The organism is Galbibacter orientalis DSM 19592, from assembly GCF_000260115.1.
In the GTDB taxonomy this organism is placed as follows: Bacteria; Bacteroidota; Bacteroidia; order Flavobacteriales; family Flavobacteriaceae; genus Galbibacter; species Galbibacter orientalis.
In genome coordinates, this window is record NZ_JH651379.1 from 3,865,892 (window position 1) to 3,882,621 (window position 16,730).

General features: G+C 32.9%; 13 protein-coding genes and 1 tRNA gene. 8 read left to right on the forward strand and 6 right to left on the reverse strand.

Annotated elements, in window-relative coordinates; genetic code table 11:
* Positions 1-112 precede the first annotated feature (112 nt).
* Both JOOMADRAFT_RS16780 and JOOMADRAFT_RS16785 read right to left on the reverse strand, forming a co-directional pair.
* Positions 113-1,579, reverse strand: a complete 1,467-nt coding sequence (locus tag JOOMADRAFT_RS16780; RefSeq protein WP_008615489.1) for a Gfo/Idh/MocA family protein — start codon at positions 1,577-1,579, stop codon at positions 113-115.
* Positions 1,580-1,875: 296 nt separating this feature from the next.
* Positions 1,876-3,378 (reverse strand): ATP-binding cassette domain-containing protein, encoded by a 1,503-nt coding sequence (locus JOOMADRAFT_RS16785; RefSeq protein WP_008615490.1) that lies wholly within the window; start codon positions 3,376-3,378, stop codon positions 1,876-1,878.
* 127 nt (positions 3,379-3,505) lie between these two features.
* On the opposite strand from JOOMADRAFT_RS16785, the gene JOOMADRAFT_RS16790 reads away from it, so the two are divergent.
* On the forward strand, positions 3,506-4,111 hold the full coding sequence (locus tag JOOMADRAFT_RS16790) for a hypothetical protein (protein WP_008615491.1): 606 nt from the start codon (positions 3,506-3,508) through the stop codon (positions 4,109-4,111).
* 85 nt (positions 4,112-4,196) lie between these two features.
* Here JOOMADRAFT_RS16790 and JOOMADRAFT_RS16795 read toward each other — a convergent pair whose 3' ends face one another.
* Both JOOMADRAFT_RS16795 and JOOMADRAFT_RS16800 read right to left on the reverse strand, forming a co-directional pair.
* Positions 4,197-5,390, reverse strand: coding sequence for an MFS transporter (locus JOOMADRAFT_RS16795; protein ID WP_008615492.1), 1,194 nt, complete (start codon positions 5,388-5,390; stop codon positions 4,197-4,199).
* A 384-nt stretch (positions 5,391-5,774) separates the two neighbouring features.
* Positions 5,775-6,890 carry a PQQ-dependent sugar dehydrogenase gene (locus JOOMADRAFT_RS16800; RefSeq protein WP_008615493.1) on the reverse strand — a complete coding sequence of 372 codons (1,116 nt, stop codon included), beginning with the start codon at positions 6,888-6,890 and terminating at the stop codon, positions 5,775-5,777.
* 212 nt (positions 6,891-7,102) lie between these two features.
* Here JOOMADRAFT_RS16800 and JOOMADRAFT_RS16805 point away from each other — a divergent pair.
* From JOOMADRAFT_RS16805 to JOOMADRAFT_RS16815, 3 genes are all read left to right on the forward strand, one after another.
* Positions 7,103-7,177, forward strand: a tRNA-Pro gene (locus JOOMADRAFT_RS16805).
* Between the two features lie 229 nt (positions 7,178-7,406).
* A complete protein-coding gene (locus tag JOOMADRAFT_RS16810; protein WP_008615494.1) occupies positions 7,407-8,636 on the forward strand; it encodes a site-specific integrase in 1,230 nt (409 codons plus the stop codon).
* 316 nt (positions 8,637-8,952) lie between these two features.
* Positions 8,953-9,915 (forward strand): hypothetical protein, encoded by a 963-nt coding sequence (locus tag JOOMADRAFT_RS16815; RefSeq protein ID WP_008615495.1) that lies wholly within the window; start codon positions 8,953-8,955, stop codon positions 9,913-9,915.
* A 679-nt stretch (positions 9,916-10,594) separates the two neighbouring features.
* Here the strand turns inward: JOOMADRAFT_RS16815 and JOOMADRAFT_RS16820 are convergent.
* Positions 10,595-10,822 (reverse strand): helix-turn-helix domain-containing protein, encoded by a 228-nt coding sequence (locus JOOMADRAFT_RS16820; protein WP_008615500.1) that lies wholly within the window; start codon positions 10,820-10,822, stop codon positions 10,595-10,597.
* A gap of 514 nt (positions 10,823-11,336) precedes the next feature.
* On the opposite strand from JOOMADRAFT_RS16820, the gene JOOMADRAFT_RS16825 reads away from it, so the two are divergent.
* Positions 11,337-12,122, forward strand: coding sequence for an RNA polymerase sigma factor (locus JOOMADRAFT_RS16825; protein WP_008615501.1), 786 nt, complete (start codon positions 11,337-11,339; stop codon positions 12,120-12,122).
* A 2-nt stretch (positions 12,123-12,124) separates the two neighbouring features.
* Complete coding sequence (locus JOOMADRAFT_RS16830) at positions 12,125-13,222, forward strand: hypothetical protein (protein ID WP_008615504.1); 1,098 nt, start codon at positions 12,125-12,127, stop codon at positions 13,220-13,222.
* A gap of 716 nt (positions 13,223-13,938) precedes the next feature.
* Here JOOMADRAFT_RS16830 and JOOMADRAFT_RS16835 read toward each other — a convergent pair.
* Entirely contained in the window at positions 13,939-14,298 is a 360-nt protein-coding gene (locus JOOMADRAFT_RS16835) for a hypothetical protein (protein ID WP_008613816.1), read from the reverse strand.
* A 154-nt stretch (positions 14,299-14,452) separates the two neighbouring features.
* Between JOOMADRAFT_RS16835 and JOOMADRAFT_RS16840 the strand changes: the two genes are divergently transcribed.
* Entirely contained in the window at positions 14,453-15,559 is a 1,107-nt protein-coding gene (locus JOOMADRAFT_RS16840) for a tyrosine-type recombinase/integrase (protein WP_008615506.1), read from the forward strand.
* 19 nt (positions 15,560-15,578) lie between these two features.
* Complete coding sequence (locus JOOMADRAFT_RS16845; RefSeq protein ID WP_008615512.1) at positions 15,579-16,019, forward strand: hypothetical protein; 441 nt, start codon at positions 15,579-15,581, stop codon at positions 16,017-16,019.
* The last annotated feature ends 711 nt before the right edge of the window (positions 16,020-16,730 follow it).

A 16,730-nucleotide genomic window follows, 5' to 3' on the forward strand; every position in this document is an offset into this window, starting at 1 on the left:
AATAATTTTTAAAAAAAATTATTAAAATAAATCGAGCGAAGTATGAGTTGATTAACTCGTTACTTCGCTCGAACTCATAATTGCGGTTATAAGCAAATAACCATATCTTTAATTACATCTCCCAACCTTTACGGTAAGTTCTTGTAACAAATTGATTTGCTTCTTCTAGGTTAGTAATTTTCATATTCTCACCATCCCATAATAATTTCTTACGTCCGAAAAACTCTTCATTTCCTTTAGCATTTTCTTTTTTCAGCATAAAACTTCTAATAGCTAGATTCCCCATTAAAACAGTTTCTGTCATAGGTCCTGCATAGTCAAACGAAGAAGTAAGTCCTTTGTGTTCTTTACTGTTAAATCCAGCCTTACAAGCATCCACCCATTTACGTTGGTGTCCGTATTCTGGTTCTGGCATCTCCTCTACTTCTGGACCAAATTCGGTAGTTCCATCATTTAAATAAAGCTTAGGCATTAACGGAGAACTATCATTAATATTAGTGGAAATAATTCCATTTTCACCATGAATTAAAACTCCATTAGCACTTCCTTTCCCTCCAATATCACTATCTGCAGGAATAATATCTGGATGTGCAGGACGAATCCCTCCGTCACTCCACGTCATTTTCAATGGTGCTTTAGTTTTATCGGTAGCATCAAAATCTATAGAAATAAATGACGATGGCGGACAACCCTCTGGGTGATAATCTGGTGTCCACATTTGTGAATATACAGACCCTACACTACATTCGGCTGCTTTTGGATACATTAAATCCAAGGTTCTAAAAGGAATATCTATTAGGTGGCATCCAACATCTCCAAGAGCTCCTGTTCCATATTCCCACCAGCCACGCCAGTTAAATGGATGTATATTTGGAATATAAGGCGTTTCTCTTGAAGGGCCTAACCATAAATCCCAGCTCAATGCATCTGGTTTTTTACTTGGGTCTGGAGCAGGCATTTGCCCTCCTTGCGGCCATACAGGTCTATTTGTCCATACTTCTACTTTTGTAATAGCTCCAAGTTTACCAGAATCCACCCATTTTTGAACCATATTTAATAACGGATTCGACCCTCCTTGATTCCCCATTTGAGTAACCACTTTTTGATCTCTTGCCATTTGTGTAAGCATTCTTGCTTCACGGATATTGTGCGTCATTGGTTTTTGAACATATACATGTTTTCCACGTTCCATAGCATATTTTGCTGCAGGACCATGAACATGGTCTGGAGTAGAAATAGTTACTGCATCAATATCCTTTTCCTTATCAAGCAACTCTCTAAAGTCGGCATACAATTTAGCTTTAGGAAACTTTTTAACTGTTGCAGCTGCTGATCCCGAAAAATCCACATCACATAAAGCAATCACACGCTCTCTTCCATTTACAGAAGCATTTATAATATCGCTTTGTCCTTTTCCTCCTGCACCAATAGCAGCAATATTTAGTCGGTCACTAGGAGCCATATATCCAACTCCGCCGAGAACATGCCTTGGTACAATTAAAAATGAAGAAGCTAAAGCACTGTTCTTAATAAAAGAGCGTCGCGATGTTCCTTTTGGTTTCTGGTTTTTTTCGTTCATAATAATAAGTTTACGGTTGTTTTTAACAAATTAATTAAAGTTAGCTAATTTTACTAAAACGTTTTATTAAAACAGTCAAAAAAAATGATTTCAAATACTATAAAAATCAACTAACAGGATAAATGTATGAAAACATTTAGCTATCACTAAAATTTTAACATAAAAAAATACAAAAATCAACTAAGTCGAAGCAAGCCCACAAGGTATTCAAAGGAAAAAAATTTAATTAATTTCAACGCAGAGCACTTTGATATACTCAGAACAGGCTCTAGGGAATTAGACCCTCTATGATGGATTTAAACAGTCTTCCCTTTTTCTAGTCTCAAAATTTTAGTAACACTATTTGGGATTTCTTCCTCTCTATGAGAAACATAGATCATGGTTATATGTTTTGAAGCACAGATATAATCTAATAATATTTTAAAATACTGAATTTGATTTCTGTCCATTCCTTGGCATGGTTCGTCTAAAATAAGCAACGAAGGACTTTTAACCAATGCCCTTAAAAGCAATAAAACACGTTGCTCTCCAAGAGAAGCATTTACAAACAACGTATTCTTTAAATGAGTTAATTTTACAAGATCAAGCCATTTACTAGCCACCTCTTCTTGGTGTTCTGTAGGAATAGAAACAGTTCCTATTTCATCTTTAAAACCAGAAATAATTACATCCGAACAACTCAGAGTACTGTAAGTTTCTTCTGTAGTAGTAATCCCCGGAACGCTATTGGCAATTCCTTTTCCTCGCATAAAATACAAATGAAGTTCTGGAGATAAAAAACCGATGTGTTGCTTTATATCCCAAATACTTTCCCCACTCCCACGTTTTCTATCAAAAAGTATTAAATGATTTCTATATCCCTGCGGATTATCGGCAGTAATTAAACTCAATAAAGTAGATTTTCCAGCGCCATTATGCCCTAAAAGTGCCCAACACTCCCCTTGTTTGATAGTCCAATCTACATTTTGTAAAATTGACTTACCACTCATGGATACATTTACATCTTTCATTTCAACAATAACCTTGAAATAATTTGAACTTTCTTGCAACAAAGCATCAACTTCAATAGAATTATCTAGCTTTAATTGTTGCGCTTCTGTAATTTTAATTTCTGAAGGAATTCCTTGCTGAACAATTCTTCCCTGCTCTAATACGATGGCATTTGTTATAAATGATGGGATTTCGGAAACATCACAAATAAGAATTATCATTATTCCTTTATCAGAAATACTTTTTAAAAAATCAGATAAATTCCCTCTTGATTTTACATCCAAGCCTATATACGGCTGATCCATTATTAAAACTTCGGGATCTTGAAGACAAGCAGTAACTAATTGCAGTCGTTTCCGTTCTCCATTACTTAACTGAAGTAAACTTTTTTCAAATAAATAAGTAATATTAAAAGTTTTAAAAAGAGACACCTCTTCCAAACTTCCTTCTACAAACCTTTCCTTTTTATTGAGGCGCTCTAAATATTGATATACGGTAAGCTGATTTTCGTATTCATGAAACTCATATCGTTTACTATAATATGTACTTGCCATTCCAGCTATTTCACTAAAATGATCTTGCTGCGAAACAAAAATGGTTTTAAACGGATTCCTTACCACTCCAGAACTAGGAGTTTTCTTCATCTGAATTAAATTAGCTAAAGATGTTTTTCCACTTCCGGAATTTCCTGTAATTGCTAACGAATTTCCCTTGTGTATTTCTAGATTAATCGCATCTAAAATAAGATGATTTTTAATCGTTAAATTCGTATTAGATAACTCAATAAAAGCTGTTTTAGACTCTGGCATTTCAATATAATTTGTCTTGACGAATTTCGTATATTCTTAGTAATAACAATAACATTTACGGAACAAGTTTAAAGATACCCTAAAATTAATTTTCATTATCTTTATAATAAAATCTACTAAAACAATTATGAAACCTCTTTCTTTATTTCTGATATTAGTTTTTCTTATTTCTTGTAAAGAAGCAAAAAAAGAAAATAGTAACGCTACTGAAAAAACTATTGTTGAAAGTCCTAAAAAGGAAATAGAAAAGTCAGTTGAAGAAGTTTATGCTCCTCAAACAGTAAACGATGAATTAGCAGAAAAAATTAAAACCTATCTAAAAACCGATTATTTAAAAAATGACATTGCTATTTTAGAAGAAACTGACAGGCAGTTTCAATTTTATGAAATAGATTTAAATGAAGATGGTAAAAACGAAATCTTTATCAACTTCTTTACCCGTTATTTTTGTGGTTCGGGAGGCTGCACACTATTACTGCTGGATGCTAATTTAAAACCTATAACTAAATTCTCTGTTATGAATCCTCCTCTCTTTGTTGAAAAAACGAAGAAAAATGGATGGTCCATTCTTTTAATAAAAGACTCGGGAGTTTTTAAGGAACTTAGCTATAATAAAGGCAAATATCCTTCAAACCCAAGCATCTTAGAAAAAGCTCCTTATGATGCCCCTAGCGGACATGCCGAAATTCTTTTTAGCGATGAATACAGCAAAGCTAAAATCTATACCTATTAAATCTAAAAAGCACACATTAAGACTCCTTTCAAGGAAAATAATATTGATTAAAACTCAGAAAGTTTATAGGAGCCTATATAAGGGATTAATTTTGAAAAGCTAGTTGCTGTTTAGAAGCTTTTTGTTTTCTATACCATACTATTGAAACAGCCAAGATAACACCACTACAAGCCATTATAGCGCCTACTATACTTGCAGAAGTATAACTAAGCCCATAAGCTATTGGAAGCCCTGCAAAATATGCCCCCGACGCATTTCCCATATTAAAAGCACTTTGATTAGCAGAAGAACCTAACATTTCGGAACCTTTAGCACTTTTTATAACCGCCATTTGAATTGGAGTAGACACCGTAAAAGCAACCATTCCAATAATAAACGTCATTAATAAAACAATATAACCACTAGAAGCTATAAAACTATTAAGAAGCAAAACGCTTACCATGACCACTAAACTAATAATTACCGCTTTTAAAGGAGTAAATATTTCTGCCAATTTTGCACCTACAAAATTCCCTACTACCATTCCTAAACCAGCAATTATCATTGCATAACTCACTATATTTTCATTCAAACCAGCCACATCGGTTATTAATGGTGCTATATAACTATACCATGCAAAGAAACCTCCAGTTCCTACCATTGTTAAAACAATTAGCCCTAAAAAGTCTAAGTTTTTAAATAGTTTAAACTCTTCTTTTACACCTTTAGTTTTTGTTTTTTCTATTTCAGGCATCCAGAAATAGATACTTAACATTGTTAAAATACCTATTACTCCAACTATCATGAACGAAATACTCCAATGAAAATGGTGTCCCACATACGTTCCTAAAGGCACTCCAATAACATTTGCCACAGTTAACCCTGAAAACATAGTTGCAATTGCTTTGGCCGATTTACCTTCTTTAGCTAATTTCCCAGCCACCACAGCTCCAATTCCGAAGAAAGCACCGTGAGGTAAGCCCGACAAAAATCTAGAAATTAATAATAAATAGTAACTATCTGCAAACGCGGAGAGTGTATTAAAAACTGTAAACCAAACCATTAAATACAAAAGCATTTTATGAGGAGCCCATTTATTTCCAATACTAGTTAAAAGTGGTGCACCTACTACAACTCCCAATGCATAAGCAGAAATAAAGTGTCCTGCCTGCGGAATTGTAATATTTAAAGCAGTAGCTACATCGGGAAGAATCCCCATAATAACAAACTCTGTCATCCCTATACCAAAGCCTCCTATTGCTAATGCCAATAATGCTTTCTTATTTGTTATTCCTGCCATTTGGTTTTATTAAAACAATTATTAATTTATTACAAAAATACCGCCTATTTAATGATTTTTCCTATACTCTATTATCTAGTATATGTAAAAAAATATCATTAATTAATATTGCTGTCCGATAAAAGTTAACGGAATTTATTGGACTCCACTTATATCAAGGTTTAAATGAGGTTTTCAAAATAGATTCTACGCTATTAATAAAAATGAATAAAAAGAGGATTTTTAGCAATACCGCCCCTCTAAACAACTTATTTTTTGATAGTTAAGATTTAGTCTTTTTCTTATAGCGAAGCGGACTTATATTTTTACTCGCACATTAATGATTAATTAACTATTATTTTTGACAACAATTTATTTAGTTCGATATTTAAGTATAACCTAACATTATTTTTTATTAGGAATCAACTTTACAATTCCTTTCCCTTCTATTCCTAAGTACAAAAAACCATCGGGTCCTTGTTTTATATTTCTTACCCTTCCTTCTCCTTCTACTATTTTTTCTCTTTTTTCTACATTAATACCTTCTAAAACCATTCGCTCTAAATAACCAAACTTTAAAGACCCTACCATTAAATTCCCTTTCCATTCAGGATAAACATCCGAAGTTACAAAAGCCATTCCGCTAGGCGCAATTGAAGGCACCCAATAATAGATAGGCTGCTCCATCCCTTCTTTTTCGGTTATGTCTGTAAAAGAAGTCCCGTTATAATTTTCCCCATAACTAATTACTGGCCAACCATAATTTGCTCCTTTTTTAATAATATTAATCTCGTCTCCACCCTGAGGGCCATGTTCATGAATCCAAATTTTTCCAGTTTGGTAATGTTTTAACATCCCTTGAGGGTTTCTATGTCCGTAACTATAAATTGCCTGTTTTGCTCCAGACTGCTCTGCAAAAGGATTACTATCTGGAATACTACCATCGTCATGTAAACGATAAATTTTCCCTCCATCTCTAGTAATATCTTGAGGATTTACATCTCTTTCCCCTCTTTCTCCTATTGAAAAATAAAGATATCCGTCATTATCAAAAGCTATTCTAGAACCGAAATGTTGTCCTTTTGTTGTGTTAGGCTCTGCCTTATAAAGAACTTCGGTGCTTACTAACGAATTTCCTTCTAATTTCCCTCTCGCAATAGCTGTATTCCCTCCATCTTCTTCGCCTTCATTAGAAGCATATGTTATATATATCCACCCGTTATTTTGGTAATCGGGATGAAGTTCTATATCTAAGAGTCCACCTTGTCCTCTATCATAGACAGTTAAGTTATGTGCTATTTCTGTTTTCTGACCATTTTTAAACTGAAATAATTTACCAGACTTTTCTGTTATTAGCATACTTCCATCAGGTAAAAAAACCATTCCCCATGGAATATTAACCCCATCAACAACAGTTTCCAAGGTATAATTAATGGTTTCGGGAGTTGAAATTGTTTTGTCCTCCTGAGCACAAGAAAATTGAATTAAGATCAACATTAATAAATATATTTTCGCCTTCATAGTTATTTTTTTTTGATAATATAATTAAAAAAAATAACTCACAACTAATTGCCTATCAAATAGTAATATTTATCAACACTATTTTGAATTAAAAAATTTTAGTTTTATAATGATATTTTAAAAAAATAATCATACTTTTGTGCCCGCTTTAAACAAGACATACTAACGTTTAGTGTTTATCTTTTAAAAGCAGAACTTTACTCAAAAGTTTTCGGGGTGTAGCGTAGCCCGGTTATCGCGCCGCGTTTGGGACGCGGAGGTCGCAGGTTCGAATCCTGCCACCCCGACAAAATAGCTTTTAAAAAGCTACAATAAAAATGTAAAATGATGATTTTCAGTAAACTACATTTTTATTAAAAACATTTGATTGTATTTAAAATCAATGAAAAAGTTACCTAATCGGTTACCTCTCAGGTAACCGATTTTTTTATTATCTTGTATTCGGGAGCTACCACAAGCTCTTATGATTTGACTTTCGTTTTGTATCACTGAATTATTCATGAAAAACGAGAGATTATGCACGTTTCAAACACATTTTCCATTCTTTTTTGGTTGCATACAGCCAAGCAAAAAGACAATTTAGCCCCTATTTACGTACGTATTACTGTTAACGGTAAAAGGACAGAAATTAGCTTAAAACGAACTGTATCGGTTACCTCTTGGGACAGTTCTAAAAATCGGGTTATTGGTAGGACAGATAGGGTAAAAAGTATTAATTCCTTTTTAGACCAGACACATGCCAAATTGCAGGATTGTTATAGTCAACTACAAAGTGAATTAAAGCTCATTACAGCACAAAGTATCAAAGCACGGTTTCTTGGTGCTGACGAAAACCATAAGACGCTTCTAGAGCTTATAAAGTATCATAACACAAATATGAATGGTACTATTAAGCAAGGAACGATGAAAAATTACTTTAGTACAGAAAAATATTTAAAAAAGTTTCTGCTAAAGAAAATAAAAAGCAACGACATCTACCTAAAGCACATCTCTTATAGTTTTATTGTTGATTTTGAAACTTTTTTAAGAACAGCTCCTACTTTAAAAAAACATCAACCATTGAGTAATAATGGTATTATGAAACATTTGGAACGGTTAAAAAAACTTATCAACCTTGCTCTAAAACTGGAATGGATAGATAAAGACCCTTTTGCAAGATATAGCTTGAAGTTTACAAAATTTGACAGGGTTTATCTTAATAAAGAAGAGTTGGAACAATTGGAGGGTACATCCTTTAAAAATACAACGCACCAAAAGACAAGAGATGTATTTGTATTTGCCTGTTATACGGGGTTATCTTATGCGGATATAAAGACATTAACTTCTTCACATATTGTAAGAGGTATTAACGGAGAGTATTGGATTTATACCCGAAGAGAGAAAAGTAATACTTCGGTTAAAGTTCCATTACTGGATAAAGCACTGTCAATTATTAAAAAATATGATGAGAATCAAGATAGTAGCTCTAATCAAGTATTACTTCCAGTTTGTAGCAATCAGAAAATGAATAAGTACTTAAAAGAAGTAATGCAAGAATGTAAGATTCACAAAAGGATTACTTTTCATGCAGCAAGGCACACTTTTGCTACTACAGTTACGCTTTCTAATGGAGTTCCCATAGAAACCGTTTCTAAACTTTTAGGGCATACAAAAATAACGACTACTCAAATCTATTCAAGAGTATTGGAACAAAAGATTGGAGATGATATGTTTGCTCTAAAGACAAAATTAAATATGGCTACATAAGATGATATTTATAATCAAAATTTATAAAGGTGGAAGGCTTATTTTAAAAACGTCATAGCCTATTATTACTGCTATTCTGTAATTTTTATTTATTTATGCACACCTAATTGCATACTAAAACCAAGAAAAGAGCTTTGGAGATATAATTTACTCTCTTTTAATATTATAAAGATATGAAAATTAGTAAATAGCACAATCTCTGCAAAAAAATGGTTATACTACGTACTCATTGAATTAATTGTCCAGTTTTTTGTTGCAAATCCAAAATATATCTGTAACATATTCCATACTTGTTCGTCGAAAGTTAAAAAAATAAATGCGAACCATACTCTTATTAATCTTATCGATCAAATGTCTGTTTTCATTCGCTCAAAATAATGAATTAAAGTGTTCTAAAAGTGACACTTTAGTTATTATCGAGAAGAATTCTGAAAAAGGTTTTTATCATGACTATATCTTGTTTATTCCAAAAGAAACACCCTTTAACAAAAAAACATACCTACTGGTAGAGCCAAATAATACAGGTAGAACTACCGATAGTATAGAAGTTCATAAAAAGTATGCTATTGATTTAGCGTCAATAAGTTCTGTAGGAAACAATGTTTCTACAATGCTAAAAATACCCTTACTGGTTCCTATATTTCCTAGACCTGCCAAGCAAGAATTAATCTACACTCATGCATTAGACAGAGATGTTATGTTAGAAAAATCTCCTGAATTAAAACGGCTAGACTTACAATTACTTGCCATAATTAATGATGCTAAAATAGTTTTAAACAAAATGAATATTCAAGTTGATTCAAAAGTATTTATGAGTGGTTTTTCTGCATCTGCCACGTTTACAAATCGTTTTTCTTTTATACATCCAGAAGCTATAAAAGCATTAGCCATTGGTGGGTTTAATGGTGAACTGATGCTACCTCAAAAGGATATTAATGGTACAAAATTAAATTACCCTCTTGGTCTAAACGATTTCACGGTTTTATTTGATAAAAAATTTGATATTGCTTCCTTTAAACAAATTACCCAATTTATTTATATGGGTGAATTAGATGAAAATGATGCTGTTCAGTTTGATGATGCCTACAGTGAGCATGAACGCCAAATCATTAACAACTACTTAGGGAGAGAAGTACAAGTAAGGTATTTAAAATGTCAAGAGTTATATTTGGAGAAAAACATTTTTCCGCTTTTTGAGAACTATGAAAATGTTGGACATTGGACAACTTCAGAAATAAATTTTGCTGTGATAAAATTCTTTTTCAATCAAATGAAATAATCTTACTGCTAACATTGTTAAAAAATGGATACATCAATAACTTTATATATATTATTTTAGTTTTGTCTCACGTTACTTTATATAGCTGGTAATCGTTATGCATTATCTTACCCCGTGCTGAATATGAAGACATAGAAAATGGAATTAAGTAAGAATTAAACAACACATTTCATGTCGATGGACAGGTTTTTTCGATAGCACCTGATTTACTTTGCTAAGAAGCTTTTGAGTTAGGGAAACTAAAACTTTTCTGGGAGGGTGAAAATATGGTATGGTAGGAATATAAAAAAGGAATTGGAATTTTTTACATCATTGGGTTTACATCCCGAAACAGGTAAAACATTAGACCCAATTACAGATTATATGATAAAAAAATATGCGTGCCCTAAAAAAATGCCTTAAAATTAAGAGTTTAGACTCTTTTATCAATACTCTCTTTATCAAAAGCTATTAAATTGAATAGCTGATGAATTCTTTAACTTGCTCGTTTACAGCATATCTATTATAAATCCTGTGCGTTCGGTCTTGTCGTTGCATGGGTTCTTATTTTTCAATACATAAATAAAATTGATTTTTTATCCTGATAAGTTCAACTTGTGATTAAGATTCTTGACACCAACATGTAGTTGGTTAACCTAGTAATTTAAACAAAAAATATTAATTAAGAGTATGGTTGACTTTAGATAGCTCTTTCTGGCCAAAAGTCTTTAGGAGAACATTTGAATATTTTGGCAATTGCATTTAGATGATTCAAATTGTATTTGGCTCTTCTGCTTTTAGCTTCTACATGAGATATAAAACTATCGTTCATTTCCAGTCTCTGAGAAAGCTCTAATTGTGTAATGTTGAGCTCTAAACGCTTTTTTCTAATTGAATTTATTATATGTTGTTCTATATCAGTTGCCAATTCGGGTAGATTTATTACAAAGAGCTACTATTTTTACATTCTTTTCAATGGTACATGTACCATTATTTAAATAATTTTATTATATTTGACTATCAGTTAATGATTTAGCATTAAAAGCATTGTCCTTAACAATATTTTAGTGCATACTAAATATAGACTCCCATATAAAAAGTTATCTATAACAAATGCTTTTTAGGATATTTAAAAGAGAAATTAAAATAATTGGTTTTTTCCGTTATGGGGATGGTGTAACTGTATTTGATATTCTATTTAAGAAAAAGCCAAAGAACCCAATATGATATTTTTAATTATAGGATACCCTGTTGCACTTTTTTAATTCCGGTAATCGATAATTTTAATCCTATAATTCACGCACTTCATTTTTCATGGTATCCGGCCATGCTTCTATTAATAAAGATTTAATGTTGATTCTTTCTTGTCATTACAGGGCTAGGCAATTGCATGGCTTTGATAATTTCAAGTGGTTTTAGCATTTAATAAAACAAAATCTATTATGCCACACACAAACTTTGAATTATTAAAAAATAATGATCCCGCTGCTTTGGTTAAAATTCATGCGCAATACAACAGAAGTATCTTCTGGGTGGGCAAGCGATGGCTGGATGATGAATTTGTGATAGCAACCTTGGTTCAAAATGTTTTTTTAAAACTGTGGGTTTGTAGGGATAGAATAGAAACACCAAAACATATTTACTTTTTCTTAAAGTTTGTGATGAAAAGAGAATGTATATCCTACTACAGCAAGCCCAGAAATAAGTTTTATAGAAAAATTTATTCCTTAGATAATTTCAATAATTATCAAGATTATATGGTAGGCTATAACCCAGAAAAAGTCGATACACATCTTCAAGATCAGGAATTCGAACAGCAGCAATTTGAAAAGCTCAAGAAGGTATTACCTCTCTTAAGTAACGAGAGAAAGCATCTAATAGAACTCTGTTTAAAATACGGTTTTCAATATAAAGCAATTGGTGCAGTGATGGGAAAAGGTATTACAGAGACCAGTAACGAGGTTAAAAGAGCCATAGAAGATTTAAAAACCATCATCCATCAGGGAGGTATGAAGGCAGTTATGAAAAGTCCAACTATTGGGATAAAGGTTCAAGGTGTAATGACCGAAGAACAAAAAAGAGTATTGGAGTTACGATGTAAAGAGAAACAGTCTTTTGCATTTATCGCCAATGAACTTAAACTATCCCAAAAGGAAGTCCACAAAGAATTTGTGGCTGCCTATAAGCTAATGCAAGAGCAACATAAGCAGCAATTAAAATCAGCATAGTTATGGGGAAATCAACACTTAAACTCACTCGAAAGATTCAGATACTAGTAGACCTGCCAACCAAAGAAGAGCGGAAGGAGAAACTAGACAAATTATATCAATACCAGAATCGGTGCTTTAGAGCAGCGAATATTATGATGTCTCATATGTATGTGCAGGAAATGATCAAAGACTTTTTTTACCTCTCCGAAGGAATTAAGTATAAACTAGCAGATGAGAAAAAAGATAAAGATGGTATTTTGCAGCGTTCCCGTATGAATACTACTTTCCGAGTGGTGTGTGACAAGTTTAAAGGAGAAATACCAACCGATATTCTATCGAGCTTGAACAATACCTTGTTGTCCACTTTTAACAAGAACAAATCGGATTACTGGAAAGGACTCTGCTCCCTACGAAATTTTAAAAGAGACATGGCATTTCCGTTCCCTGCGAAAACAATGAGTCGGATTTCCTATAATCCTGATAAAAAGGCATTTTGTTTCCGTTTGTTTTCCATACCGTTTAAAACATATTTAGGAAAAGACTATACTGATAAACGAAAATTATTAGAGCGTTTGGTTGAAGGAAATATGAAACTATGTACTTCAAAGATTAAATTAAAGGATGGAAAAATATTTTGGCTAGCGGTATTTGAAATTGAGAAAGAAGAGCATGCTCTTAAACCTGAAGTTATCGCAGAAGCTTCGCTTTCTCTTGAGTATCCTATAGTAGTTAAAACGGGCAAAACAAAACTTACTATTGGAAGTCGAGAAGAATTTTTATACCGAAGGCTAGCTATACAAGCCGCCTATAAAAGAACACAGGAAGGAATTACTTATTGTAAATCAGGAAAAGGGAAAAAGCGAAAATTAAAGGCTGTGGAGAAGCTTCGAGATGCAGAAACTAATTATGTATCCCATCGCTTACATTTATACAGTAGAAAACTGATTGATTTTTGTGTAAAGAATCAAGTGGGAACGCTGATTTTAATAAATCAAGAGGACAAAATCGAGATTGCTAAAAAGGAGGATTTTGTCCTTAGAAATTGGAGTTATTATGAGTTAATGACTAAAATAAAATACAAAGCCGATAAGGCAGGTATTGAGCTTATTACAGCTTGATGATTTAATTTAGAGGGTGCTTGTACACCCGTAGGGTGAGGTTTATCTAAAGCGCTCACTAAATGCTTGTAGCATATACAACGGCGTGGGCTTTCTTTATTTTTCTATACTCTGATTAGGGTAAAAAGCCCTAAATCTTACCATAACTAATACTATTTTTTGAATGGGATTTATAGGAGTTATTAAAATATTTCATGATAAGAACGTTTACCTAAAAACTCTTCATTGAAGCTAGGGAAACTTTAAAGTTCTCTCAACTACAAATTAAATAGGAAGTCTAAAAAGGCTTCTTATTCCTTTTTTACTAAAAAACACCCTAGTTTTAAAAGGCTGAGCGCATTTTTTAGTAAAAAACCTTTCGAAAACACCTAAATTCATTTCAAGAAATTTTCTTAAAATACATCTGAAATTTATATAGAACAGACATGCGAAATCATACTTTTTGCGGCAAAAAATAGCCTATTTATTAGAGATAGCGAAAGATTTGCTGCAAAAACAAAGTAAATAGTAATAATCTAAAAGATACTAAAAACGCTGAAAACTGTAATAAACAAAGGGGATTTCGAGGAAATGAAAACCAGTAACATCGCTTTAGCGTGTTACCCTCTTGCTCTACCCCCTTTCTTTTACAATCACACTTATATAGAGAATTTTTAACTGTTTTCTCATCTAATAAAACACCAAATCCCTTTTGGATATAGCTAAATTTGGTAACACTATTTTTCCTTTCTGATGATCAAGATTTCGTCATTTGAAAATTCCATCCATGCAAAGTCATAAACATAGTGGTAGGTTTTACCTTTACTATTTACATGCAAATGCGTATGGTACTTAAAAGTAAAATTCTTTTTTTCTAGCACCACCCGTTGTACTGTTATTTGCCCCTTTCTTTTACCAAGAACTTCCAAAAGAATACTTCTGTTTCTATGAAGAATGTTGTCCAGTTCCTTTACGTGGCTGTTTGTAACTTTTCTTAAGTTGACATGGTAATAATTTTTACATTTTACGGAACAGAATAATTTATCATTTCTTCCTACAACTTGTTTACTGCATATTTTGCACTTCCTTTTATCCATAGGTTATAAATAACAATTTAAAATACTGATTCTAAGTTTTTTGCACGTAGTCGTTTTTAACGGTTAAAATACAGTTATTTAAAATAGGCCTCTATTAATTATAGTCTTTTGAGCTATTTTTATATCAGAAAAATAAATATAAAAAAACAAAATTATGCAACCCGTTATATACCAACCCTTTAAAAAAGCAAAGCGTATCAAGGTTTTTATACCCTATGATATGATTGTTGTTAGAGAGTCCATAAAAAAAATGGATGGTAGCTTTTGGCACCCGCACCAAAAACTTTGGTCGGTCGTCAATACATCGCAAAATTTTGAGCAATTGAAGAGAATTTGTGGCGGAAACCATATTATTGAAAAGGATATGCGTTTTGCCCCGGTACCAAGTGTCCCCCTAAATGAAAATGCATCGGAAGCTCTTTTTGAGCTTGAAAAGGCATTGGTCTTAAAGCAGTACAGCAATTCAAGCATTCAGGTCTATAAAAAAATGTTCAGTGTTTTTTTGGGGAAATTCATGAACCGAAACTTAAGGGAGGTTACAAAAGAGGAAATTGAAGGCTTTTTGTATGAACTTATCACAAAAAGCAAGATCAGTGAAAGCTATCAAAACCAATTGATAAATGCCATAAAAGCATATTATGAACACGCCCTTAAAATGCCCAGAGAGTATTATGATATCCAACGCCCAAAAAGGGCGGTATCCATACCGAACGTATTGAGTAAAAGTGAGGTTTTGAATATCATCCAATCGCCTAAAAACATAAAGCACAGGGCCATTTTACATACCATTTATGGCAGTGGGTTGCGAATATCGGAACTTTTGAATTTACGGGTTGCAGATGTCCATTCCGACCAAGGGTATTTATTTATAAAGGACAGCAAGGGAAAAAAAGACAGGAAAACCATTTTGCCAAAACAGTTATTGGTATTATTAAGGGCTTATTATAAGGGCTATAAACCATCCTACTGGTTATTTGAAGGGCAGACTGGAGGTAAGTACAGTACAGCCAGCATACGGTCCATATTTCGAAAGGCAGTGGACGACACCAATTCCAACCCATGGGCAACAGTCCATACCTTGCGACATTCGTTTGCTACACATTGTATTGAAAACAACATAAACATTAGACATTTACAGAACATGTTGGGGCATAATTCTCCTAAAACAACAGAAATTTACACAAAAACGATTGAAATTAACAATAAGACTATAATTAGTCCATTGGATACTTTGTTAAAAAATAATATATTGCATACATAATAAATATAACTACAATTGTATGGCTATTTATTGTAGTTATACAAGTGTTGCCAACAATATGAACAAACTTATTCTTCATTTGCTAATGATAATCGGACTTTCCTCTTGTGGACAAGACCTAAAATGTTCTGACTTTAAAAACGGGAAATTCCTTATTCCTGGAGATTCAATTTATCCGATTAGTTCTATTATAATCCGCAAAGATGGACGACAAGTTGAATGGGAAAAAGTAGGTGACAGCACTCACGCAATTATAAAATATTTGGACGATTGTAACTGGATTCTGACTTATGATACGGAATTAAATGAATTGGACGAGTTGGAGCAATTAATAAACGATTCTGGCGGAGTAAAAGTTGAAGTGCTGGAAATAAAAGGTGATACTCTTTTCTACAACGGGATTTTCAAAAATGATACTTTACTTTTTGAGCAACCCGGGACGATAATAAAACTTAAATAAATACTGTTGGCAACACAGTGTATAATTAATGGCTAGGTCGAGCCTGCTTACGAAAATCCTCACGGATTTTCTATTCAGTTTTTATTTGCTAAATTAGGTGCTTAGACAACGCCACTAATTATACACAATCACGTTAGCATAAATATAAAAGAATCGATTTTTCATTCTTTCGGTCATTTAAGCTATAAACTTTGGGCACTGTTTTTAAACCAATTTTCGGCTGGCGAATAATTGACCTCTCGCCTACTTACCAATTTTTTTTCTGACTTTTCAAGTTGTTTAATATCTAAAACCTTGCGAATGATTTTTAGTATGGTTTCCGTCCGCTAGAATAAGTTTAATCCAATGACAAAAAAGTAAACCGTGCTAGATGAACTTATCTGGGCGCAAGCAAAACGTAGTAATTTTACTTTTTTGCGCTTACTTGGTTAGGCTTGTGACTGAATAAAGTAAAAATACTTATGCTAACACCGTGTATAATTAATGGCTAGGTCGAGCCTGCTTACGAAAATCCTCGCGGATTTTCTATTCAGTTTTTATTTGCTAAATTAGGTGCTGGAACACGCCACTAATCATACACAATCACGTTACCCACAAGCTGAAAACCAACCGCATATTTTAGCACTTTCGGTTTTTTCCGACACACAAATCCAACGCTTAAAACCAAAAGAGCTAAAATTTTCCCAACGCCTGAAAATTATATATTTTAGT

Excerpts from the sequence above, each read along its gene's own strand:
- JOOMADRAFT_RS16780 (WP_008615489.1), bottom strand. The coding sequence starts at position 1,579 with ATGAACGAAAAAAACCAGAAACCAAAAGGAACATCGCGACGCTCTTTT.
- JOOMADRAFT_RS16785 (WP_008615490.1), bottom strand. The coding sequence starts at position 3,378 with ATGCCAGAGTCTAAAACAGCTTTTATTGAGTTATCTAATACGAATTTA.
- JOOMADRAFT_RS16790 (WP_008615491.1), top strand. The coding sequence starts at position 3,506 with ATGAAACCTCTTTCTTTATTTCTGATATTAGTTTTTCTTATTTCTTGT.
- JOOMADRAFT_RS16795 (WP_008615492.1), bottom strand. The coding sequence starts at position 5,390 with ATGGCAGGAATAACAAATAAGAAAGCATTATTGGCATTAGCAATAGGA.
- JOOMADRAFT_RS16800 (WP_008615493.1), bottom strand. The coding sequence starts at position 6,890 with ATGAAGGCGAAAATATATTTATTAATGTTGATCTTAATTCAATTTTCT.
- JOOMADRAFT_RS16810 (WP_008615494.1), top strand. The coding sequence starts at position 7,407 with ATGCACGTTTCAAACACATTTTCCATTCTTTTTTGGTTGCATACAGCC.
- JOOMADRAFT_RS16815 (WP_008615495.1), top strand. The coding sequence starts at position 8,953 with ATGCGAACCATACTCTTATTAATCTTATCGATCAAATGTCTGTTTTCA.
- JOOMADRAFT_RS16825 (WP_008615501.1), top strand. The coding sequence starts at position 11,337 with ATGCCACACACAAACTTTGAATTATTAAAAAATAATGATCCCGCTGCT.
- JOOMADRAFT_RS16830 (WP_008615504.1), top strand. The coding sequence starts at position 12,125 with ATGGGGAAATCAACACTTAAACTCACTCGAAAGATTCAGATACTAGTA.
- JOOMADRAFT_RS16835 (WP_008613816.1), bottom strand. The coding sequence starts at position 14,298 with ATGGATAAAAGGAAGTGCAAAATATGCAGTAAACAAGTTGTAGGAAGA.
- JOOMADRAFT_RS16840 (WP_008615506.1), top strand. The coding sequence starts at position 14,453 with ATGCAACCCGTTATATACCAACCCTTTAAAAAAGCAAAGCGTATCAAG.
- JOOMADRAFT_RS16845 (WP_008615512.1), top strand. The coding sequence starts at position 15,579 with ATGGCTATTTATTGTAGTTATACAAGTGTTGCCAACAATATGAACAAA.